Consider the following 22,178-nt stretch of genomic DNA (forward strand, 5'->3'; position numbering starts at 1 on the left):
TAGCGGTTTCGCCGCGAATCCCCTACAAAAGGAAAGCGCTCCCGGTAGCAAGCGGCTTGGCGACACGAATGTTTGCCCTGGCCATCCGCCAGGCGGGATAAAATCCGGCCTCACCACCGCCTAACCAAGCAAGTACACCGATTATGCCCCGCGCTCTTTTCCCCCTCATCCTCAGCCTTCTCGCCGCGCTGTTCCTCTTGATGCGCGCGCCTTTCGCCGCCAGCGACATGGACGCGCTGTTGCCGCCTGATGCCGCCCTGCCCGCGCGGGAGCAGACATTGTTGCAGGCAGCAGAGACGGCGCAGGGGCGGCAGTTGCTGCTGCTCGTCGGTGCCGACGCACCGCTGCCCACCGCGCAGGCCGTCGTTCGCGACTGGCAGGCCAGCGGTCTCGTTGCCGATATCGCCATTGCGCGCACGCCGCCACTGGACGAACTGCGCGCGGCTTTTTTCCAGCGCGGCTTCCTCGCCCTACCGCCCGCCGCGCGGCAGCAGCTGCATGACGACCCCGCCGCCTATTTCGCCGCCCGCGCCGCCGATCTGGCTAACCCGTTCGCCGTCGCCATGCTGCCGCCGCAAGAGGACTGGCTGAGTTTCAGCCGTTTCCTGCCCGCGCCGCTCGCCGCGCACTGGCAGGCCGATGGCGACGGCTACCTCGTGCGTGAAGCAGACGGCAAACGCTGGCTGCTCATCCGCGCCACCCTCGCTGACGCACCGAACATTCTCGGCGAGGCGCGCCTCATCCCGCTGATTGAGCACAGCGCGGCACAAGCCGCCGCGCAGGGTGCCACCCTGCACGTCGCCGGCACGGCGGTGTTTGCCGCCAGCAGCCGGCAGGCGGGCGAAGCGGAAGGTCACTGGATGTCCGCCCTCGGCGCGACGCTGACCCTGCTCCTCGCCGGCGTCGTCTTCCGCCGGGCGCGCGTGCTGCTCATCGCCCTGCCGCTCGCCTGCGGCCTCGTCTGCGGCCTCGCTGCCGTGGTCGCGCTATGCGGCAGCGTGCATCTGCTGACACTGGTCATCGGCAGCAGCCTCATCGGCCTCCTCCTCGATTTCCCGCTGCACTGGCTCGGCAAGAGCACCGCGCCGGACTGGCAGGCGGACAGCGCCCTTGCCGCCCTGCGTCGCCCCTTCCTGATCAGTCTGTTGATAACGCTGGCCGGTTACGCCTTTTTGCTGGCAACGCCCTTGCCCATCCTGCGGCAAAGCGCCGTGTTCGCCCTCGCCGCCTTGCCGATCGCCTGGCTGACGACGCTGTGGACGCTGCCGCCGCTTTTCCGCCGCTTCCGCCCGCGCGCGAACCCCGCCTTTGGCCGCCTCGCTGACATCTTGCTGCGCGGCAGCCGCGCCCTGCGCCGCCGGGTGTTGGTTATCCCTGCCCTCGCCCTGCTGGCCGTTGGTCTGTGGCACAGCGACTGGCAGGACGATATCCGCCAGTGGATCGCCCTGCCGCCGCAATGGTTGCAACAGGCGGCGGAGGTGGCGCGCATCAGCGGGGTCGAGCCTGCCGCGCAGCAATACCTGCTGCGCGCGGCGGATGAAGACGCGCTGCTGCGCCTTGATGCGGCGCTGGCAGCGCGGCTTGATGCCGCCAAAGCGGCAGGCGCGGTGCAGGATTACAGCGCCATCAGCCAGTGGGTGTGGACGACGGATGCGCAAGCGGCGACTGCTGCCGATTTGCAGCGCCTCGCCGCTGAACCGGCGGCGTGGCAGGTACTGACTGACCTCGGCATCCCCGCCGCAGAGGTGCACGATGCCTTGCGCCATGCCGCTGCCAACGCCCCGCAAGACATCGCCGCACAACTCGCCAGCCCGCTCGCCGTGCGCTGGCAGGGGCATTACCTGGGGCGGCGGTGTCGCCCGCCTGATGCCCACGCCATAACCACCCCCTCCCCCGTGGAGGGGCAGGGACAACAAGCCCCGTCCACGAGCGACTGCCCCGCCTATACCCGCGTCACCCTCTACGGCGTGCGCGACAGCGCCGCCCTCGCTGCCCTGGCTGACGGCGACGCTATCCGCTACCACGACCGCCGCGCCCGCCTGAATACCCTGTTCGGCGCGACGCGCAGCGAGGCGCTGTGGCTGAAACTCGCCTCCTACCTTGTCGCCTGGGGCATCTTGCGCGCAGCCGGCTTCAACCGCCGCGACAGCCTGAGCATCCTCGCTGTACCGCTTGCCGCCGCCATCGCCACCGTCGCCCTGTTGCGCGCGCTCGCCATCCCCATCAGCCTTTTCGCCGCCTTCGGCCTGCTGCTCATCAGCGCCATCGGCGTGGACTACGCCGTGTACGCCAAAAGCGGCGGCGCACCTGCCGCCATACGCTATCGCGGCATGCTGCTCGCTGCTTTGACCACCATAACCAGCTTCGGTATTCTTGCCCTGTCCGCAACCCCGGCGGTTGCCGCCTTCGGCGCCACTGTCGCCATCGGCATCGCCCTCTCGCTGACCTTCGCCACCTGGCTCTTCCCATCCAACATCAAGGAACCCCATGGAAAACCGTGACATCCTCATCATCGGCGGCGGCCCCTCCGGCGCCGTCGCTGCCGCGCTGCTGCGCCAGCAATCGTTCGACGTCCTCATCCTCGAAAAAAGCCACTTCCCGCGCTTCGTCATCGGCGAAAGCCTGCTGCCCGCCTGCATGGAAGTGCTGAGCGAGGCGAAAATGACCGCCGCCGTGCAACACGCCGCTGCCAACCGCGCCTTCCAGATGAAAAACGGCGCCGCCTTCACCTGGGGCGAGCGCTACACCGCCTTCGACTTCACCCAGAAATACACCGCCGGCCCCGGCGTCACCTACCAGGTCAAACGCGCCGACTTCGACCAGGTACTGCTTGAAGAAGCCGGCAAACAGGGCGCGGAAATCCGCTTCGGCCACGAAGTCACTGCCTACCGCGACACCGGCGACGGCGCGGAAGTCAGCGTGCAGGCAGAAGACGGCAGCCGCTACACCGTGCACGCCCGCTTCGTGCTCGATGCCAGCGGCTATGGCCGCGTCCTGCCGCGCCTCCTTGACCTCGAACGCCCGTCCGTGCTGCCGGAACGCATGGCCGTCTTTACCCACATCAAAGACCACATCACAGACCCTGCCTACGACCGCAACAAAATCCTCATCTCCACCCCGACCCAGCTGCGGGACGTGTGGCTGTGGCTCATCCCCTTCGCCGACGGCACCGCCTCCATCGGCGTGGTCGGCGAACCGGCGCGCCTTGCCGCGCTTGGCGCTGATAATGAAAGCATCCTCAAAACGGCTGCCGCCGATGTGCCGTTGCTCACCCGCTTCCTCAAAGACGCCAACTGGGATAACGGCATGCCGATACGCAGCATTCGCGGCTATTCGGCCAACGTCAGCACCCTCTACGGCGACCACTACGCCCTGCTGGGGAACGCCAGCGAATTCCTCGATCCCGTCTTCTCCTCCGGCGTCACCGTCGCGCTCGTGTCGGCGCAACTCGCCGCCCAGGCCGTTACCCGCACCTTGCGCAATGAGGCGGTGGACTGGGCCCAGGATTACGCCGCCAAACTCACCATCGGCGTGGAAGCGTTCAAAACCTACGTCCTCGGCTGGTACGACGGCAGCTTCCAGGATGTCATCTACGCCAGCGACGATAACCCCGACATCCGTGCCATGATCTGCGCCATCCTCGCCGGCTATGCCTGGGATACGACCAACCCCTACGTCGAAAAACCTGCGCGCCGCCTCGCCGCCCTGGCCGAAACCGTGCGCGGGCGGGCATGACCCCCGACCCCTGCCCGCTTATCCGCCGTCTCTACGCCCTGGATAACGGCGATTACGGCTACAGCGCCGCCGAACTCGCGCCACTGCACGCACTCTGCGGCGGCCTGCCTGCCGTCCTCGCCCACTATTACCGCACGCTGGGCAAACACCGCGAGCTGAACCACACCCAGGACGACCTGCTCACCCCGGACGCTGCCGCCCGGCATCAGACCCCCGACCATCTCGTGTTCTATAACGAGAACCAGGGCTGCTGCGTGTGGGGCATCCGCCATGCCGACCTGCACCTCCCTGACCCGCCGGTGTGGGTCAGCGAAGACCGTCGGCACTGGCAGCAGGAAAGCGCAACGACCAGCGCCTTCCTGCTGGCGATGGCGCACCTGCAAGCGATGTTTGCCCTGCCTTACGGCGGCGATGACGATTTCTACCAGCTGGATCGCGCCGCCCGGGCGACACTGGAACGGCATTTCCGCCGCAAACCCTTTGGCTTCGCCCACTGGCTGTGCGGCATCGCCATCTACGGCAACCACGACAGCGACAGCATCGTCCTGCTCAACGCCGACGAAGCCGACACCCAGCTCAAATATGCCTCTTCGGACGCGGCGCGCTTCGCCGCGATGGATGCCGTTCTGAGCCGATTGGGTGAACCCTTATAGCCCGCCAAGCGGTGGGCCAAGGCCCACCCTACGCGCGATATGGAAACACCCCGCTTGAGCGGGGTGTTTTCATGTGCGGCGGGGAAATGGCATTCAGCGCAGCGTGACCAGTTCTTCGCTGCTGGTCGGATGGATAGCGACGGTGTTGTCGAAGTCGCGTTTGCGCGCCCCCATGTTCACCGCCACCGCAAAGCCTTGCAGCATTTCATCGACGCCGTCGCCGATCATCTGGATGCCGACGACGCGTTCGTCTTCGCCCACGCAGACCAGTTTCATCAGCGTTTTCGCCGCATGCGCGGCAAAGGCGCGCGCCATCGGGTTGTAGGCGGCGCGGTAGGTTTTGACGTTGTCCGCGCCGTATTCCGCGCGCGCCGCCGCTTCATCTTGGCCGACGACGCCGATAGGCGGGTGGGTGAACATCACGGTCGGGATGTTTTCGTAATCCAGACGGGCATCCGCGTCGCCTTTGAAGAGGCGGGCGGCGAGGCGGCGGCCGGCGGCGATGGCAACCGGGGTCAACTCGGCGGCGCCGGTGATGTCGCCGATGGCATAGATACCGGGCACGTTGGTGTTCTGGAAGGCATCGACCGGGATTTGCCCGTTGTCGCGCACGGTAACGCCGGCAGCGGCGAGGTTGAGTGCGGCGGTATTGGCGTGCCGCCCCATCGCCCAGAGGAGGAAATCGGCGGTGAGGGTGCTGCCGTCATTGAGGGTGATGCTGTAATCGGCGCCGTTTTTTTCCACCTGCCGCACCTGCGTGCCCCGGTGGATGGTGATGCCTTGCGTGCGCATGGCGTCCGCCAGTGTCTCGGCGATGTCGGCGTCGTGGGCGCGCAGCAGGCGTTCGCCCCGGATAACGATGTGGCACTGCGTACCCAACGCCTGCAAGATGCCCGCGATTTCGCAGGCGATATAACCGCCGCCGACGATGACGGCGCGCTTGGGCTGGCGTTCCAGGGCGAAGAAGTCGTCCGAGGTGCTGCCGAGTGCGGCACCTGCGATGTGCGTGGGGATTTCCGGATAGCCGCCGGTCGCGATGACGATGTGCTTGCCGCGATAGGTGTCGTCGCCGACGCACACGGTATCGGCGGACGCAAAGCGTGCTGCGCCACGGATGAGGGTGACGCCGCTTTTGTCGAGGTTAGTGGCATAGATGTCGTTCAGGCGAGCGATGTAGGCGTCACGGGCTTCTTTGAAGGCGTCCCAGCGGAAAGCGGGCTGCGCCGGGATACCGTCGAAGAAACGCGGGGCGTTGGCGAGCGCTTCTGCGGTGTTCGCGGCGTACCAGAAGAGTTTTTTCGGCACGCAGCCGACGTTGACGCAGGTACCGCCGAGGCGGGCGCTTTCGATAACGGCGACTTTCGCGCCGTATTCGGCGGCACGGCGGGCGGTGGCGATGCCGCCGGAACCGCCGCCAATGCAGATGAGGTCGAAGGTTTGCATGGAATCTCCGTGTGCTTGACTGAAAGAGGGGCATTATAAAAAGTCAGCTGCCCGGCGGATATGCGTGTCAGGGGTGGCGGGCATAAAGCCGCTCGCCGTAGAAGTTGAGCAGCGCCAGCAGCAGGTAGAGGATTTGCGCCGACATGGTCGCTGAGGCGGAAGTGGGTCAGCGGGTCGTTCTTTGCCCGCCGCAGCATGGCGCGGATGCTGCGCATGTCCTGCCACGCCATGCTGTCGCTGCGGCCATTGGGGCGGTAGAGGTGCAGGCCGTGGGCATCAAGACGTGCCATGACGCGCGGCGCGGCGTGCTGGTGCAGGTAGTCCTGCGCGACGCGGGCGATGGCGGCGTAATCGGTGGCGCTGGGGCGCGGATGCGGTTGCCGTAATAGAGGGTCAGCCCCTGGGTGTCGCAGACGACGGGCCCGTCAAGCAGCGTCAATGCCGGGCCCGTCAAGCGGTGTAAATACTGGCCCGGCAAGCGGGGCACTGCGGGCTTGGTGTATGTTATGCGCTTCTTTTAATTTTGAAGGGAGTGCACGATGCGGTGGTTGGTGTTGGTTTTGGGTTTGCTGATGGCGCCGCTTTGGGCGGCAGATGGTGGTAAGGCAGGCGGCAAAACGGATGAAGCCACCGCTTGGGCGGCGCTCGCCGATGTGCTGGAGAATCCGGCGCAGCGCAAGGCGCTGGTAGCGGAGTTGCGGCGGCTGGAAGCAGCCGGGAAGGCGGCAGGCAAGGAGCAGGCAGCCACGACGGCGGCACAGGCCGGTGATGCGGCAGCGTCTGCGGATACGGCGGCATCAGGCGAGACGACGGAGGGGCAGGAAGCAGTTGCGGCGGAGGCACCCGCCGGGGAGAAGAAGGACGAGGTGCAGGCGGAGGCAGCAGCGTTGCAGTCGGTCGCCGAGAATGCGCGCGCGGCAGTGGTGTCTGCCGCCGCCTGGCCGAAAAAAGTGGCTGAGGCCGGGGTGCAGGTGCTGCGCGAGGTGGGTTCGCGTTTTGCCGAGAGTTGGGATGCGCTGGTCGGTGCGTTCAGTGGTCGCGATTTGATGTTGCAGGCGGTGAATTGGCAGGTGCTGCAGCAGACGGCGTTGAATCTGGCGCTGCTGGTGGCAGCAACGTTGTCGTTTTTGTGGGGCTTGCACCGCGCTACGCGCGGGGCGAAGGCGCGGTTGCAGGGCTGGGTGTTGCAGGGAGCGCAGTTGTCGCCGCTGTCGCGCCGTCTGCTCGGTGTCGGCATGGCTGCACTCTGCGATGCCCTCTTGCTGCTCTTTGCTTATGTGTTTGCCAATGTGCTGGCAGTGTTTGTGGTCGGCGAGACAGGGGCACTCTCAACGCAGGCGGCGTTTTTTATGCGCGCGTTTGTGGCGGTGGAGGCGCTGCGCATCGGGGTACGCCTGGTGTTTTATCCACGTTTTCCCGGCCTGCGCCTGCTGACGTGCACGGATAAGGCGGCAGCGTACTGGAACCGCTGGTTTGCGACGCTGTTGCAGTTGCTCGGTTATGGCTATCTGGTGGTATTCCCGCTGATCCGGATTTTCCTGTCGCCATCGCTGGGACTGGTGTTTTCGGCACTGCTTGCGCTCAGCGCTTTTGTTTATGGCATGGTGGTGGTCATCCGCCAGCGCACAGCGGTGCGCCTCGCCCTGCGGCAGGCGGCGGATGCCTCCGGTAGCGCGATTTTTTCCGGGACGCTGCGGGTATTCGCCCCGCTATGGCATTGGCTGGCGATTGCTTATTTTTCGATGCTGTTGGTGCTGACGCTATTGAGCGGCGAGAAGTCGCTGCCGTTTGTGCTGCGCGGCACGCTGTATTCGCTGGCACTGGTCGGCGGGGCGCTGCTTGCGTCAATGTTGCTGTCGCAGCGGATAGGCCGTCCCATCCGTTTTTCGCCTGATACGGCGCGGCGTCTGCCCGGTCTGGAAAAGCGGCTGAATTTTTATGTACCGTTGGGGCTGCGCCTAGTGCGGATAGTAATGCTGTGGCTGGTGTTTTTTGAGCTGCTGGCGACGTGGCATGTGGTGGATGTCAGTGCCTGGGAACGCTCGGCACTGGGTCATGCCCTGCTCGCGCGCTTCTCGAATGTCTGCCTGATTCTGGCGGTGGCACTCGCGGTGTGGCTGGTGTCGCTGGTACTGATCGAGCGGTATTTGAGTCCGGAAGTGGGCAGCGGCGCGCCGGGGGTACGCACACAGACGCTGCTGTCACTCTTCCGCAGCGGCTGGGCAGTGGTCATTTTTGCCAGTGCGGCGCTGATGGTGCTGACGGAGGTGGGCATCAATATCGGCCCGCTGCTTGCCGGTGCCGGGGTGTTCGGTCTTGCGGTCGGTTTCGGCGCGCAAACGCTGGTGAAAGACGTGATTACCGGGATTTTTTTCCAGATCGAGAACGCCATCAACACCGGCGATATTGTCACGGTGGACGGCATCACCGGCCGTGCCGAACAGGTCGGTATCCGCTCGGTCGGCATCCGCGACAGTTCAGGGACGTATCACCTGATCCCGTTTTCCAACGTTACGCGGGTATCGAACTATATGCGCGGCCACGCCAACCATATCGCCGAATACGGCGTCGCCTACCGCGAGAATGTGGACGAGGCGATGGAACAACTGCGCGCGGCGTTCAATGAATTGGTCAAGGGCGAGATGAAACGCTACATCCTGGAACCGATTAATATTCAAGGGGTTTCTCAGCTCGCCGACAGCGCGGTGATGCTGCGTGTGTCGATCAAAACGACGCCGGGCGATCAGTGGACGGTCGGTCGCGCCTATAACCGTCTGGTGAAAATGTATTTCGACGCGGCAGGAATCGAGATGCCCTATCCGCATATGGAAATTTATTTTGGGCAGGACAAGGACGGCAGCGCACCGCCGCTACATGTCCGTTATCGCGCTGAAGAGAAGGCTGCACCTGCCGTGCCTGTTGTGGAAAAAGCCGCTGCCCCGTCGCCGGTCAGCAAGCCGGATGACCTCAGCAACCTGCCTGACAGCGGTGCTGGCGATGCGCCCACTTCGCCATAACAGAGAGAGTGCTTGACGATGCGCAGGGCGCCCACTAGAATGCGCGCCTCATCCCGCGTCGGAGTATAGCGCAGTCTGGTAGCGCATCTGGTTTGGGACCAGGGGGTCGGGGGTTCAAATCCCTCTACTCCGACCAGTCAAGGTTAAGTGCCCGTAGCTCAACCGGATAGAGCAACGGCCTTCTAAGCCGTAGGTTACAGGTTCGAGTCCTGTCGGGTGCGCCATAAAAATATGGTGGGTGTAGCTCAGATGGTTAGAGCGCCGGATTGTGATTCCGGAGGTCGTGGGTTCGATTCCCATCATCCACCCCATTTAAGCAAGAGAAGTGCCGCAAGGCGCTTTTTTTATGCCTGCCGAATGGCATTGACAGGAATCATTCCTATTCGCTATCTCCATTCCTATAATGCCCGGACCATTCATCACCGGAGCATGACATGTTAAAACGTCGCCAATTCATCGGCGCGACCGCCGCCGCCTTTGCCGCTACCGCCTTGCCGTTGCGTGCTGCCGACAGCGCCTTTACCTTGTGGGGACCGCCGGTCACGCCGACCGTGCTGCTTGCCGTTGCGGCACAAATGGGCGAAGCGCGCAAAATCCGCCCCTTCACCGTAAAAAGCTGGACCAGTCCCGACCAATTGCGCGCGGGCCTTTTGAACAAAAGCATCGAAATCAGCATCGTGCCCAGCTACGTCGCCGCCAACCTGCGCGCACAAGGCCAGCCCGTCGTCCTGCACAACATCATGACGCGCGGCCTGCTCGCCGTGATGAGCAAAGGCAAACCCATCACCGGCCTCAAAGATCTCGCCGGGCAGAAACTGGTCATGCCGTTCAAGGGCGACATGCCCGACCTCGTCCTGCAAATCCTCGCCAAGCGGGCGGGTATCGACCTCACCAATCTTGTCACCTACACCGCCACCCCGCCGGAAGCCGTCACCCTCTTCCTGCAAAAAGACTTCCCGCACGCCCTGCTGCCGGAACCGCTCGCCAGTGCCTCCATCCTCAAAGGCAAACAAGAAGGCGTGAACGTAGTGCGCAGCTTCCCCATCGACAAAATCTGGAACGAATCCTTCGGCACGCAGAACGGCATCGCCCAAGCGGGACTGATGGTGTCGGAGACGGTCGTCAAAGAGCAGGCCGATTTCCTTGCCGCGCTGGATAAAGACCTGCTGGCCGCGCTGGACTGGGTCGCCGCCAACAACAAAAGCGCGGCGGAAATCGCTGCCAACTACATGCCCGCCTCCGTGCCCGCGCTGGAACGCGCCTTTGAACATTCCGCACTGACCGCCGTGCGCGCCAAAGACATCGGCACGGAAATTCTGCAATTCTTGGGCGAAATGTACCAACTCAACCCGAAAATCGTCGGCGGCAAGGCGCCGGATGCCAACCTTTTCGGCTAGTTCTGCTCGGCAAAAACCCCGCCAGGCGGGGTTTTTTATTGCCGTCGCTCTACTTACGGCAGCTTCACCCGCACAACGCGCTGATCCAGCTTGCTGCCCGCGCCGAGGGCGTAAAGCAGACGCAGGAAAAGCGGATAGCGTTTGCCACAGGTCTTGCTCAACGGCAGCTCTTCTTCCAGCGCCAATCCCGACAGCCAGGTTTCCAGTTCGCGGCTGTCCTTGACCGACCACTTCATCTCCGGCGGGGCTTTTTTCATGCTGCCGAGGGCATCATGCCGCTTGGCGCGGCCGACTAGGATGGTCGGGATGATATCGAACACCAGCGTCGCTTGCGGCAGGTGTTGCGCAAGGGTCGCCAGCCAGGCGCGCACCTCGCTTTCCTCAAAGTACATCAGCACCCCTTCGCAGAGCAGCAAGACCGGTTTACCGTGAGCGGCGGCACGATCCATCCAGCCGGAAGCAAAGAGCGATTCGCTCAAGTAGATATTGCCGGATTCCGGCAGCAGCTCGCGGCGCAAGGCAATGACTTCGGGCAGGTCAAGGTCGTACCAGGCAGTGATAGCCGGGCGGCCGAGACGCTCATAACGCGCATCCAGCCCCGCGCCAATCTGCACCACCACAGCATCAGGATGAGCGGCGATGAAGCGGCGCGCCTGTTCGTCGAAGAGCCACGCCCGCCCGCAGCAGCCCACCTGTGAGGCGGTGGCTTTGCCGTATTTACTGAAATCGTAATCCAGGCGCATCAGCATCTGCGGCGCGACCGGGTCCACAAGAAGCGGTGCGGATTGTTGCTGTTCGACCGCCTTTGCCCATAGTGGGATGAGCAGGGTTTCGGAGAGGACGGTGAGATCGAGGGTGATTTTGTCGGACATGGGATTTCCTTACTTACAAATAGGAGAGGTTCGCAATTTTACGCCGTTGCTGGCTGTTTGTCGTCGTGCAAAATGTGGTAACATAACCTCAAATTTCCACTATCCTACACGGACTTCCCCATATTGGCACGATGCTGAACTTGCGCAGGCTGCCTTTCGGCAGCAGCCAATATTTTGTGCTAACCTTTTATTATTACAGAAAATAATTTACAACCAGCACTGGACTTTTCCTATCCGACTCCTCAATAATGCGTAATAGCGATAATTTTTCGCCAAAGGTCCACAGCTTTTGCACGCTGTTTGTTGTTCATTTATCGTCAAGAGGTGTTTATGCAGGAAAATCCTACTCCCACCGCACCGCGCAAAGCGGGTGTCGGCGCCTATATCGCGTTGTTGTTTGCGGTGATTTTCTTCTCCGGCATCAGCGTCAGCGGGCCGGTCAAAAATTTCGGCACCACCATCGCGCAGCAGATGAATGTCGAGCCGAAGAAAGTGCACGATATCTTCAGCGTTTTCGACTTCAACACCCTGAACGGCAAGTTCGGCAAAGTCGTCATCCCTGACACCAAGGCGAAAGAGCCGGGGACCTACACCACCGGTAATTTCAGCGGTGAAGGCGGCGTAGGCGCACGGCAGGGCTTCATGTTTGCCCTGACCCTGGTGCCGACCACCCTCCTCGCCATGGGCATCATCGCCGTGCTCGAACACTACGGCGCGCTGGAAGCGATGCGCCGCCTGCTGCAACGCATCCTGCGGCCGCTGATGGGCATTCCCGGCGACACGGGGCTTGCCATGATCGCCAGTTTCCAGTCCACCGACGCCGGCGCGGCGCTGACCCGTGCGCTCTACGACCAGGGGCAGATCAACGCGCGCGAGCGGGAAATCTTCTGCATGTTCCAGTTCAGCGCGGGCGCGACCATCACCAACTTCCTCGGCTCCGGCGCGGCGCTCCTGGCACTGACCTCGGTCGCTGCCGACGGTACGACGCAGGGCGTGCCGACCACCATCGGCATCTGCTTCGCCGTCCTCTTCCTCTTCAAATTCTTCGGCGCGAACCTGATGCGGCTGTATCTCAACCTCGCCGACCGTAAAGCACCGGCCCAACCGGAGAACCCATCATGAGCGAACAAAACGAAAAACCGATGATCACCGACGTCTTCGTCAGCGGTGTACGGCGTGGCTGGGGCATCGCCACCGGCAGCATGCTGCCGAACGTGCTGATGGCCTTCGTCCTCATCTATTTCCTCAAACTCACCGGTATCCTCGACCTCATCGGCAACCTGTGCGGACCGCTGATGCGCGTCTTTGGTCTGCCCGGCGAAGCGCTGATGGTGCTGCTTGCCGCCTGGCTGTCAATGGGCGGCGGCGTTGGCGTTGCCTCCAGCCTGTTCGCAGCCGACACCCTCAGCCTGCACGACGTCGCCGTCCTCGCCCCGGCGATGTACCTGATGGGTTCGCAAGTGCAATACATCGGGCGCCTGCTCGGCGTGGTTGGCGTGCCGGGCAAATACATCCCGGTAATGGTGCTCATCTCCGTCATCAACGCCCTGCTTTCCCTTGTCGTCATGCAAATCCTCGTCTAGGAGAACATCATGAAAAAAGAAATCTTCCTTGAACACTTAAAACCCTTCATCAATACCGACTGCGGCAGCTACCAGCCGGAAGGCGTCGGCAAAATCGCCGACATGCTCACCGACAAATACACCGCCCTCGGCTGGCACGTCACGCGCAAACACCTGCACGACGAAGTCGGTCCCGGGCTGCTCATTACCAACCGCAAAAACCCTGACCACTACGATGTGATGCTCATCGGCCACATTGACACTGTCTTCCCCGCCGGTACCGCTGCCGCCCGCCCCTTCAAGGTCGAAGGCAACCGCGCCTACGGCCCCGGCGTCGCCGACATGAAAAACGGTGTCGTCGCCATGTATGCGGCGCTGTCCGAACTTGACCCGGCAGTGCTCGATAAACTCTCCATCGCCGTGCTGCACAATCCGGACGAAGAAATCGGCTCCATCCATTCCGACCCGTGGATACTCGAAGAAGCGAAAAAAGCCGCCTACGTCCTCGTCTGCGAATCCGCCCGCGCCGATGGCTCACTGGTGAACCGCAGGAAAGGCAACGCCACCTTCATCCTCAATTTCCACGGCATCGCCTCGCACGCCGGCAACGACCCGGAAAAAGGCCGCTCGGCGGTCGTCGAAATGGCGCACTGGATCCTCGAACTCGGCAAACACAACGACTACGCGAACGGCACCAGCCTGACCATCGGCCTGGTCAAGGGCGGCAGCGCCAGCAACGTCGTCCCCGACAGCGCCGAAGCCACCCTGGATCTCCGCTTCTGGGACAACAACAAATACGACGAAATCAGGGCGCTGCTCGACAAACTCGCCGCCAAACCGTTCGTGGACGGCGTCCGTGTGGACATCACCGTCAAATCGCAAAAACCGGCGATGGTGATGAACGCCGGCACGGAAAAACTGATGCACTTCGTCGAAGCGGCGGGCAAAAAAATCGGCCTGCCGATCACTTGGCAGGCGGTCGGCGGCGGCTCGGACGCCAATACTACCTCGGCGCACGGCATCCCCTCGCTGGACGGCTTCGGCCCGATTGGTGCCTGCTTCCACAGCGACAAAGAATACCTGGAAATCGAAAGCATCGAACCGCGCGTCGCTCTCTTGAAAGCGACCATCGAAGAAATCGCCGCCGCCTGAGCAGGTTCGGCAACAACAAGCGCCCCCGCCCGGGGGCGTTTCCTTTTGGCGCCCCGGCAAATACGCCGCCTGGCGGGCCCGGCAAATACGCCGCTTGGCGGGCCCGGCAAATACGCCGCTTGGCGGGCGTAGGGCGGGCTTCAGCCCGCCGGGCAGGCGCGGCCTGCTTTTTGCGCTTCGGGCAAACATGACTGCCAAGCGGGGAAACAACGCGCTTTTATTTTTGAGACGTTGCAGGCAACGTCTCTATAAAACCCGATAACCACGCCGCTGATGGACCCGGTAATGACGCCGCTTGGCGCATCCAAACGAGAGATCCTCCCGTGAAGAAGGTCGGGGTTGGCTTCAGCCCACCGGGCAGGCGTAAGCCCGCTTGGAGCGATCTTTGCAGTTGCCTGGAAGCAATGCCGCCAAGCGGTGTAAATGCCGGTTCCACCAGACGGCCACGGGGCTTTTGTTGTACATGAAGGCCGCATACACAGGACTCTTTCCGGAAAGGGGGATAAATCAGCGCCGTATAGCGCTCTGGCCGCTATACCTCAAAGCGGAGGCCGTTGCCGTCAACAACCACCGCCTGATGCTGCGGGGGCGGCGTATCGGCGAAGGCAAGAATACAATCGCCGAGACCGCTGCCGCTGATTTTCACCGCATGGGCATGCGGGCGCGCAGCGGCAAGATGCGCCGCCTGCACCGCATCGCAAACGCCGAGCTCCTCCAGCAAATGCTGGTAGCCGTTCAGCAGGCGATAAGCCTCCGGCCAGTCGCCGCGCGCGATGGCGGCAATCGTCGCCGCGCTGTTTTCGCCCATATGCGCGTAAAGATCCTGATAGCACTGTGGATCGGCGGCGGCACGGGCAGCAATCTGCGCCAGCACCTCGGCCGTCGGCGTCTTATAACCCGCATAACGCAGGCTGAGACCAGTCGGCGGCAGGGGCAGCGCGCTAATGCGGGCCGGTGCAGCATCCATGGCTGGCGTGTAAGCAACCATACCGCCTACAAGCGAAGCGGCAAGATCCGCACCGCTGCCGCGCTTTTGCACGGCAAGAATGGTGCGGTGCGCCGCACGGTGTAGGGCGGCGGGGTCAAACGCCTCGCCGCTCAGGCGGGCGAGCAGGGCGGTAAGCGCGGCGGTGACGGCAGCGGAAGAGCCGAGGCCGAGGGTGGGGTCAATATCGCTCACAATATCGAGCTCCAGACCGCAGACGGGCGGCGCCTGACGCAAGACGGCGAGGATGAAACGCAGCTTGGGATGATCGGCGAGGGTATCAAGATCGGTCGCGTAGTCGGCGAGGGCGCTGTGGATGAGGAGGCGGCGGTCGGCGCGGGTGCGCAGATGAATGCGGACACGTGCGGCGACGGCACAGACAATAGCGGGCGCGCCATAGACCACAGTATGCTCGCCCGTCACCATGATTGAGCCGGGTGCCGAAGCGGTGAGTTGCGGCATTTCAGGCGCTGCCGTTTTTTTGCAGAACGGCAACCAGAGTGCGCAAGGTCTCGATTTCGCGCGCCTGCTGGGCGATAAGCGCATCCTTTTGTGCGCCCAGGGCTTCCTGATGCTGCAATTGCTGTTGCAGACGGTTGATTTCGGTGGTGAGCTCTTGTGAGGAATTGGCGTAGTAATTATTGCTATGTGGGCCGTTTTCATTAAAGAGGCAAATTACGCTGCGCTCGCTTATCGCCATCAAATCATTCAGACCAACATCCAATACCCCGGCAATCTGCTCCAGTTTAGGAATATTGAGACGGGTTTCGCCACGCTCCAGCTTGGCGTAACCATTGGTGGACATGCTCAGACGGGCAGCCATTTCCTCTTGCGACCAGTGCCGCAATTCACGCATGGTGCGGATTTTGTCGTGTACTTTCATGGGAACCTACACTATTAGGGATAGTTACTGATAAAAGTTGTATGTGGTTAAGGTTGGTAATTATAGCGAAAATATCTACAGAGTTTATGATTAACTGATGTGATTTCCACATTAAGTAACAGCTCTAAGATACGACCTATCTTTGCAAGATGGTCGGCTAGTTATATTTATCCTAAAGGAGACCAAGATGGACACAATTAAGATTGTATTTATGGTATTGATAACCCTATTTTTTGTATTATCTCTAATAGTGGCTACAAAAGCATATAACAAAAAGAAAAAGCAAGGGATTTCTAATACTTGGTATTGGCCAAAGCAAATTGTATTCCTTTTCTTTTTAGTTAATATGTTTGTGCCAATTCCTTTAATTATTTCCATTCCATTTATGATAGCTTCTATTGTGGTTGCAGTAGAACACTTTTTCTTTGAGCCAAAAACAAATTAGAAATTATGGATATTTAACTGGGATTAAAAATGGAAAGCGTTGAAAATCAATCTAAGTTACTTATACCTAGTAATATTATTGCAACATGTGCTGCTATATTCCCATTGATAGCAGTCTTTTTTGATAGATTACTCATTAGATATGACAATAATATTATAGGGCAAATTTTTACTATCCTACCTACTATATTATGTACTATAGACTACCTTCTCTGGAAAAAAGAAGGGGTAACAGTAGGCAATATCTTATGGCCAATTCTGTTATATCCTGTATACATATGGAAGCGTAGTAATATCTTAAGACAATCCCAAGTATTTTTCTGGATTTGGTTAGCATCATTTATAATTTTTATAATGTATTTAATATTTCCTATTGGAGATGGGCAATCAACATTAGAGCGTTCCGCTTGTGAAATAACAACACAAATCTTCAAAGAGCAACTCCATAAACCAATCTCATGTAGAAGTGTTGGAATTTTAGAAACAGAAGGCAATGTACATTATGCCATTGCTGAATTAAGCAATAATAATACTATCGACATTTCTATTACTGAAATGTCTGGCGGGCGAATATATGTGGAAATTGCAGAGTAAAAATTACTGAAACATTCAGCATGTCTTAATCGGTTGACTAAAACTTATCCTACGATTCAGGCTGCTATTCTCTATATATTTTACTATATTCACAAGCAGATAAAGGGTGGACGTAAAGTCCGCCCTTTTTATGCAAATTGCGCATTCGCTTTTTGGTAACCGTCAAGCGGCGTAAATACAGGCTCCGCCAGACGTCCACGGAGGCGTTTTTTCGTTGCATATGGGATGTTAATCCGTATAGTCGTTCAAATAGAACTGAGATAAGGTGGCGAGTCGAAGATCGTACGGCGCGGGTTTCCATGAAAATCACTGCGCGATTTTTTAGGGGTGACCAGACGCGCCAACGCATTCAGATTATTTTCCGGGATTGGTATAACATCCGCCGCTGAGAGCCGCCCCACCGCGTCTCTTTTCACATCACAACCGGAGCCCGACATGACCCGTAAACCCCTCACCTTCCTCGCTGTCCTGCCGTTTGCCGCCCTTGCCTTCAATGACAATGGCAGCTACTTTGACCACAAAGACTGGGAAATCGCCTGCGACAACACCGGTACCTGTCGTGCTGCCGGCTACCAGGCTGACGAGGACGAAAACGCCATCTCCATCCTCCTCATGCGCGACGCAGGGGCGGATGCTGCCATTACTGGCGAAATCACCGTTATTGACCGCAACGGGGACGAAAAAAACCGGCAACCGCTCAGCGGCCACCTCTACCTTGATGGCAAAAACCTCGGAAAAATCACCTTCAGCAGCGATGACTTCGTCGTGCCGAAAGGCCGCCTCAGTCCCGCCCAGGCCAAGGCCGTCAGCAAAGCCGTTGCCGGTAGCGGCAAAATCACCTTCCGCACCGATAAAGCCACCTGGACCCTCTCCAACGAAGGCGCCACCGCCGTGCTGCTGAAAATGGACGAATATCAGGGCCGGGTCGGCACTCCGACCGCCCTCGTCAAACGCGGTAACGACAAAAAAACCATTCCCGCCCCGGCTGCCAAACCCGTCATCCATGCCGCTGCCGTACCGGACACCCCGCCGCGCGTCCTGAAAGCAGGGGACGGCGAATATAGCGCCCTGCGCTACCTGCTTGCCGAAAAGGCCGGGGACGAATGCATCGACCTCAGCGAAAGCGAGAACAACATCACTCTCTACCCGCTCGACAGCAGCCGCATCCTCGTCGAAACAAGCTGCTGGGTCGCCGCCTACAACAGTGCCAACTACTACGCCATCCTCAGCCCCGACCTGAAAACCATCACCGCTAGCGTGGACGCCGAAGGCTACGATTACAGCGACGGTACTATCGAAGGTGGCGGACGCAAGCGCGGCATTGGTGACTGTCTCTTTACCACCCACGACACCTGGGACGGCAAGCGCTTCGTTCTCACCTATAAAGCAGGCAGCGGCCAATGCAAAGGCTTCCCGGGCGGAGCCTGGGAGCTGCCGATCCGTGTTACCACCCTGCAAAAACCCTGACCCATAAGAGGAAAACACCATGATCCGCAAACCCCTCACCCTCCTCGCGGCGCTGCCGCTTGCTGCCCTCGCCTTCGACGAGGGCGGCAGCTACTTTGACCACAAAGACTGGGAAATCGCCTGCGACAACACCGGCACCTGCCGCGCTGCCGGCTACCAGGCAGATGGCGAAGACCTTTCCATCTCCCTCCTCCTCGTGCGCGACGCTGGAGCGGATGCCGCAGTGAGCAGTGAAATCGCCGTGACCGACCTCAACTGGGACGACAAAGCCCCGCAACCGCTCAAAGGCAGCCTCTACCTCAACGATAAAAACCTGGGCGAAATCACCCTCAGCGGCGATGGCGCCGCGCCGAAAGCCCGCCTCAGTCCCGCCCAGAGCGAAGCCGTCAGCAAAGCCGTCGCCGGTAGCGGCAAAATCACCTTCCGCACCGATAAAGCCACTTGGACCCTCTCCAACGAAGGCGCCACCGCCGTGCTGCTGAAAATGGACGAATATCAGGGCCGGGTCGGCACCCCGACCGCCCTTGTCAAACGCGGTAACGACAAAAAAACCATCCCCGCCCCGGCTGCCAAACCCGTCATCCATGCCGCTGCCGTGCCGGGCACCCCGCCGCGTGTCCTGAAAGCAGGGGACGCCGAATATAGCGCCCTGCGCCGCCTGCTCGCCGAAAGAGCGGGGGAGGACTGTGACCGTATCAATGAAGGCGAGAACGACATCACCCTCTATCCGCTTGACAGCAGCCACACCCTCGCCGAAACTTCCTGCTGGCTCGCCGCCTACAACAGCGCCAACTACTACGCCATCCTCAGCCCCGACCTGAAAACCCTGACCGCCGCCGTGGACATCGAAGACGGCTACGACTACCAGGACGGCACCATCGAAAGCGGCGGACGCGGACGCGGCCTTGGTGACTGCCTCGGTATCACCCGCCACACCTGGGACGGCAAGCGCTTCGTTACCACTTACAGCGCGGGCAGCGGCCAATGCAAAAACTTCCCGGGCGGAGCCTGGGAGCTGCCGACCCGCCTCACCACCGTGCAAAAACCCTAACCCATAAAAGGAAAAAACCATGATCCGCAAACCCCTGACCCTTGCCCTCATCCTTGCCATCACAACTGCCGCCGCAGCTCCCCTGCCGCTGGCTGACAACATCCCCGCCGGCAAAGACGGTGTGCTGACCTATATTGGCAAAGAAAGCAAAACCACCGCGCCGCTTGCCCTCACCCTCAAGCCTGAAGGCGGCGCGACCGTCGCCATCATCCCGCAAGGCGGCAAAGCCACCGCGCTCATCAGCGACGGCAAAGGCCACACCCTCGTTGCCAACCACTTCGGCCTTACCGGCTGGGCGCAACCCGTCACCGCCGCAGACGACAACGACGACTTCCCCGCCCTGGAAAAAAGCGAACTGCGCGAGGGCGAAACATCGCTTTTCAACCTGCACTACCTGCCAACACTTGGCAAAGCCACGCGGGAAACCTACTACCTTGATGAAAACGGCAAACAGCACCAGGGCACCCCGCCTGAGGGCAAACCCGAAGAGGCCACCCCTTACCATGAAATTTATGACCACCTGCTTGACACCGCCCTCAAAGCAGGCGGAGCCACCTACCGCATCGACTGCTCGACCGGCATGAGCGATGACTACTACTGCCTCTTCCAGCACGCCAACGCTGCCCGTACCGGCGCCCCTGCCCTGAGAGGGCGGGATTACTACCTCCCCGGCAACGGCTACATATACACCGATGACGACGACAGCGGCAGCAGCTACTACCGCAAGCGGCAAAAATGGGCGCTTGACGGCAAAGCCTTCAAAGAAATCGCCCAACCGTATTACTACCTCGGTCTCGACAGCACCTACCACGGCGGCTACGAAAATAAAAACGCCACCCTGACGCTGACTGACGACAGCGGCAAAAAAGTGGCGACCCTGAAAGCGGGCGACAAACTCACCCTGCTGCTGGCAGATGCCGGCTACAACTGCCCGGCCAGCGCCCGCATCGGTGACGAAAACACCCCCATCTGCACCGAAACCCGCCTGCTCATCAAAACGGCAGACGGCACCCTCGGCTGGCTGCTGCTTGATTACAGCAAAGGAGATGCCCCCAGTATCGACGGGCTGCACCCGCTGGCGGGCTGAGCGATAAACGCCAATAACAAAGGGTGGACGATACTGTCCACCCTTTTTATTTGGGCAAACCGCCTTTATCTGCCGCCTGTCAGCCAACGCGGGCGGACAGCGAGGATTTTGCCGTACACCGGGCAGTCGCGGCGGTGCGCGCCTGCGAGGTAGCCGCAGCTCATCAGAAATTCGCCAGTGATTTCGCCACCGGTGAAGTTGAAAGTTTTTTTGAACAGTTTGACCCAGGCAGCTTTGTCTGGACATTCCTGTGCGTCCAGCCAGGCACGGAAACTGCCGTGTGCCGCCTGTAGCCCGCAGATAACGCGGGCATTGTGGATAGTGGCCTCGATTTTGCGGCGGTTGCGGATGATGCCGGCGTCTGCGAGCAGGCGGGCGACGTCGGCCTCACCGTAGGCGGCGACGCGCTCAATAGCGAAATGGTCGTAGGCGCGGCGCAGGTTGTCCGCCTTGTTGAGGATGGTCGTCCAGCTCAAGCCCGCCTGATTGATTTCAAAAACGAGACGTTCGAAGAGGCGGTCATCTTCGGCGATAGGGTAGCCGTATTCGTGGTCATGGTAGCGGCGGTGCGGGTTATCAGGTGGCAGGGTCGCGGTGTAGTCGCAGTAGTGCATCGGCCGGGTAAGATTACCGAAAGGTAGAAACAAAGGGCGCGCCGCAGCGCGCCCCGGATTTGTGGCGGGTACCGCTCAGTGGATCTGGCTGCCGATGACGCCGCCCAGCGCGGCACCACCGAGAATAGCGCCGGTATCGCCGCCGAGCATGCTGCCGGCGGCACCGCCGACAGCGGCACCGATTGCGGTATTGCGCTGGGCCGGGGTCAGGCTGCTGCACGCGGTCAGCGAGGCGAGCAGGGCGAGGGCAAGAATGCTTTTGTTCAGTACGGATTTCATGGATGTCTCCCTGTGTAAGTGCGGATGCACATGGTGTGCGTATTCAGTATCGCACAGCGGCACCCGCGTAAATCTGAACGGTGCCTTACGTTTCCGCAAAGCGGCCGCTGCCGGTTTGACGCATCACCACCAGCGGTGGAAATGGTGCAGTGGCCCGTGCCCGCTGCCGACATGCAGGTGGTCGGCAGCGGCAATGGCGGCACCGATGTAGTCCTTCGCTGCATGCACAGCGTCAACGAGCGCCAGGCCGCGTGCGAGGCCGGCGGTGATGGCAGCCGACAGGGTGCAGCCGGTGCCATGCGTGTTTTTGCCCGGATGACGTGCGGCGGGAAGCCAGGTGGCACCGCCGGTGGTAAGGAGCAGGTCGTCGCTGGCATCGCCGGCGAGGTGCCCGCCTTTGAGCAGCACGGCGTGGCAGCCGAGGGCGAGCAGATCGGCAGCGGCTTGCGGCATATCGTCACGCGTGGTGACGGGACGGCCAAGCAATTCGCCCGCTTCGGGCAGGTTGGGGGTTATCAGGGTGGCAAGGGGGATGAGACGCTCACGCAGGGTGGCGATGGCGGCATCGGCGAGCAGTTTGTCGCCGCTTTTCGCGACCATCACCGGGTCGATGACGAGATACGGCAGGGCGACGGCGGCGAGGCTGTCGGCGACGGTACAGATGGTTTGGCTGTCGCCCAGCATCCCTGTTTTTACCGCTTGCGGCGGCAGGTCGGCGAAAACGGCTTCGATTTGGGCGCGGATGAGGGCGGGACTGACGGCCTCGACGGCGGTGACGGCGCGGGTGTTCTGCGCAGTAACGGCGGTGATGACGGAGGCGCCATAAACACTGAGGGCGGAAAAGGTTTTGAGATCGGCCTGGATGCCGGCGCCGCCGCCGGAATCGGAGCCGGCAATGGTGAGGGCGATGGAAGTGGGCATATGGATTCCCTTGCTGTTGCGA

20 protein-coding genes and 3 tRNA genes are annotated in these 22,178 nt (G+C 61.0%); 16 read left to right on the forward strand and 7 right to left on the reverse strand.

The window, feature by feature from the left end:
* The first annotated feature begins 143 nt into the window (after positions 1 to 143).
* The 3 genes from DY250_RS00345 to DY250_RS00355 are packed head-to-tail and all read left to right on the forward strand — an operon-like array spanning position 144 to position 4,388.
* The gene (locus DY250_RS00345; protein WP_115610424.1) at positions 144 to 2,501 is read left to right on the forward strand and encodes an MMPL family transporter; all 2,358 of its coding nucleotides are present in this window, start codon (positions 144 to 146) and stop codon (positions 2,499 to 2,501) included.
* Positions 2,488 to 3,735 (forward strand): NAD(P)/FAD-dependent oxidoreductase, encoded by a 1,248-nt coding sequence (locus DY250_RS00350; protein WP_115610425.1) that lies wholly within the window; start codon positions 2,488 to 2,490, stop codon positions 3,733 to 3,735. Before DY250_RS00345 ends, DY250_RS00350 begins: the two co-directional genes overlap by 14 nt.
* Positions 3,732 to 4,388 (forward strand): hypothetical protein, encoded by a 657-nt coding sequence (locus DY250_RS00355; RefSeq protein ID WP_115610426.1) that lies wholly within the window; start codon positions 3,732 to 3,734, stop codon positions 4,386 to 4,388. The genes DY250_RS00350 and DY250_RS00355 overlap by 4 nt, the downstream gene beginning before the upstream one ends.
* A gap of 93 nt (positions 4,389 to 4,481) precedes the next feature.
* On the opposite strand, the gene gorA is transcribed toward DY250_RS00355, so the two are convergent.
* On the reverse strand, positions 4,482 to 5,831 hold the full coding sequence (gene gorA / locus DY250_RS00360) for a glutathione-disulfide reductase (RefSeq protein ID WP_115610427.1): 1,350 nt from the start codon (positions 5,829 to 5,831) through the stop codon (positions 4,482 to 4,484).
* 539 nt (positions 5,832 to 6,370) lie between these two features.
* Between gorA and DY250_RS00370 the strand changes: the two genes are divergently transcribed.
* The 5 genes from DY250_RS00370 to DY250_RS00390 all read left to right on the forward strand — a co-directional run bounded on the left by DY250_RS00370 (position 6,371) and on the right by DY250_RS00390 (position 10,245).
* Positions 6,371 to 8,848: a mechanosensitive ion channel domain-containing protein gene (locus DY250_RS00370; protein WP_115610429.1), complete on the forward strand. Its 2,478-nt coding sequence runs from the start codon at positions 6,371 to 6,373 to the stop codon at positions 8,846 to 8,848.
* 59 nt (positions 8,849 to 8,907) lie between these two features.
* A tRNA-Pro gene (locus tag DY250_RS00375) sits at positions 8,908 to 8,984 on the forward strand.
* 11 nt (positions 8,985 to 8,995) lie between these two features.
* Positions 8,996 to 9,072: transfer RNA gene (locus DY250_RS00380), tRNA-Arg, on the forward strand.
* 10 nt (positions 9,073 to 9,082) lie between these two features.
* Positions 9,083 to 9,159: transfer RNA gene (locus DY250_RS00385), tRNA-His, on the forward strand.
* A 123-nt stretch (positions 9,160 to 9,282) separates the two neighbouring features.
* Complete coding sequence (locus DY250_RS00390) at positions 9,283 to 10,245, forward strand: ABC transporter substrate-binding protein (RefSeq protein WP_115610430.1); 963 nt, start codon at positions 9,283 to 9,285, stop codon at positions 10,243 to 10,245.
* Positions 10,246 to 10,298: 53 nt separating this feature from the next.
* Here DY250_RS00390 and DY250_RS00395 read toward each other — a convergent pair whose 3' ends face one another.
* Positions 10,299 to 11,117 carry a class I SAM-dependent methyltransferase gene (locus tag DY250_RS00395; protein WP_115610431.1) on the reverse strand — a complete coding sequence of 273 codons (819 nt, stop codon included), beginning with the start codon at positions 11,115 to 11,117 and terminating at the stop codon, positions 10,299 to 10,301.
* Positions 11,118 to 11,447: 330 nt separating this feature from the next.
* Here DY250_RS00395 and DY250_RS00400 point away from each other — a divergent pair, with 330 nt between their 5' ends.
* Genes DY250_RS00400 through DY250_RS00410 form a run of 3 tightly spaced genes read left to right on the forward strand, consistent with a single transcriptional unit; the run spans position 11,448 to position 13,831 of the window.
* Positions 11,448 to 12,239 carry a nucleoside recognition domain-containing protein gene (locus DY250_RS00400; protein WP_115610432.1) on the forward strand — a complete coding sequence of 264 codons (792 nt, stop codon included), beginning with the start codon at positions 11,448 to 11,450 and terminating at the stop codon, positions 12,237 to 12,239.
* Positions 12,236 to 12,700: a YjiG family protein gene (locus DY250_RS00405; RefSeq protein ID WP_115610433.1), complete on the forward strand. Its 465-nt coding sequence runs from the start codon at positions 12,236 to 12,238 to the stop codon at positions 12,698 to 12,700. The genes DY250_RS00400 and DY250_RS00405 overlap by 4 nt, the downstream gene beginning before the upstream one ends.
* A 9-nt stretch (positions 12,701 to 12,709) precedes the next feature.
* Complete coding sequence (locus DY250_RS00410) at positions 12,710 to 13,831, forward strand: M20 family metallopeptidase (RefSeq protein WP_115610434.1); 1,122 nt, start codon at positions 12,710 to 12,712, stop codon at positions 13,829 to 13,831.
* Positions 13,832 to 14,363: 532 nt separating this feature from the next.
* On the opposite strand, the gene DY250_RS00415 is transcribed toward DY250_RS00410, so the two are convergent.
* Both DY250_RS00415 and DY250_RS00420 read right to left on the reverse strand, forming a co-directional pair.
* Positions 14,364 to 15,278 (reverse strand): mevalonate kinase family protein, encoded by a 915-nt coding sequence (locus DY250_RS00415; RefSeq protein WP_115610435.1) that lies wholly within the window; start codon positions 15,276 to 15,278, stop codon positions 14,364 to 14,366.
* 1 nt (position 15,279) lies between these two features.
* The gene (locus DY250_RS00420) at positions 15,280 to 15,699 is read right to left on the reverse strand and encodes a helix-turn-helix domain-containing protein (RefSeq protein ID WP_115610436.1); all 420 of its coding nucleotides are present in this window, start codon (positions 15,697 to 15,699) and stop codon (positions 15,280 to 15,282) included.
* 187 nt (positions 15,700 to 15,886) lie between these two features.
* On the opposite strand from DY250_RS00420, the gene DY250_RS00425 reads away from it, so the two are divergent.
* The 5 genes from DY250_RS00425 (at position 15,887) to DY250_RS00440 (ending at position 20,342) form a co-directional block, all read left to right on the forward strand.
* A complete protein-coding gene (locus DY250_RS00425) occupies positions 15,887 to 16,144 on the forward strand; it encodes a hypothetical protein (protein ID WP_115610437.1) in 258 nt (85 codons plus the stop codon).
* Positions 16,145 to 16,173: 29 nt separating this feature from the next.
* A complete protein-coding gene (locus DY250_RS13555) occupies positions 16,174 to 16,737 on the forward strand; it encodes a hypothetical protein (RefSeq protein ID WP_006985561.1) in 564 nt (187 codons plus the stop codon).
* A gap of 435 nt (positions 16,738 to 17,172) precedes the next feature.
* Complete coding sequence (locus DY250_RS00430; protein ID WP_115610438.1) at positions 17,173 to 18,204, forward strand: DUF1176 domain-containing protein; 1,032 nt, start codon at positions 17,173 to 17,175, stop codon at positions 18,202 to 18,204.
* A 19-nt stretch (positions 18,205 to 18,223) separates the two neighbouring features.
* On the forward strand, positions 18,224 to 19,255 hold the full coding sequence (locus DY250_RS00435) for a DUF1176 domain-containing protein (RefSeq protein WP_115610439.1): 1,032 nt from the start codon (positions 18,224 to 18,226) through the stop codon (positions 19,253 to 19,255).
* Positions 19,256 to 19,274: 19 nt separating this feature from the next.
* Entirely contained in the window at positions 19,275 to 20,342 is a 1,068-nt protein-coding gene (locus DY250_RS00440) for a hypothetical protein (RefSeq protein WP_115610440.1), read from the forward strand.
* A gap of 65 nt (positions 20,343 to 20,407) precedes the next feature.
* On the opposite strand, the gene DY250_RS00445 is transcribed toward DY250_RS00440, so the two are convergent.
* The 3 genes from DY250_RS00445 to thiD all read right to left on the reverse strand — a co-directional run bounded on the left by DY250_RS00445 (position 20,408) and on the right by thiD (position 22,156).
* Entirely contained in the window at positions 20,408 to 20,956 is a 549-nt protein-coding gene (locus DY250_RS00445; protein ID WP_115610441.1) for a DNA-3-methyladenine glycosylase I, read from the reverse strand.
* 75 nt (positions 20,957 to 21,031) lie between these two features.
* The gene (locus DY250_RS00450; protein WP_006985281.1) at positions 21,032 to 21,235 is read right to left on the reverse strand and encodes a glycine zipper 2TM domain-containing protein; all 204 of its coding nucleotides are present in this window, start codon (positions 21,233 to 21,235) and stop codon (positions 21,032 to 21,034) included.
* A gap of 123 nt (positions 21,236 to 21,358) precedes the next feature.
* A complete protein-coding gene (thiD, locus tag DY250_RS00455) occupies positions 21,359 to 22,156 on the reverse strand; it encodes a bifunctional hydroxymethylpyrimidine kinase/phosphomethylpyrimidine kinase (RefSeq protein ID WP_115610442.1) in 798 nt (265 codons plus the stop codon).
* Between the last annotated feature and the right edge of the window lie 22 nt (positions 22,157 to 22,178).

This window comes from Cardiobacterium valvarum, from assembly GCF_900460955.1.
Lineage (GTDB): Bacteria > Pseudomonadota > Gammaproteobacteria > Cardiobacteriales > Cardiobacteriaceae > Cardiobacterium > Cardiobacterium valvarum.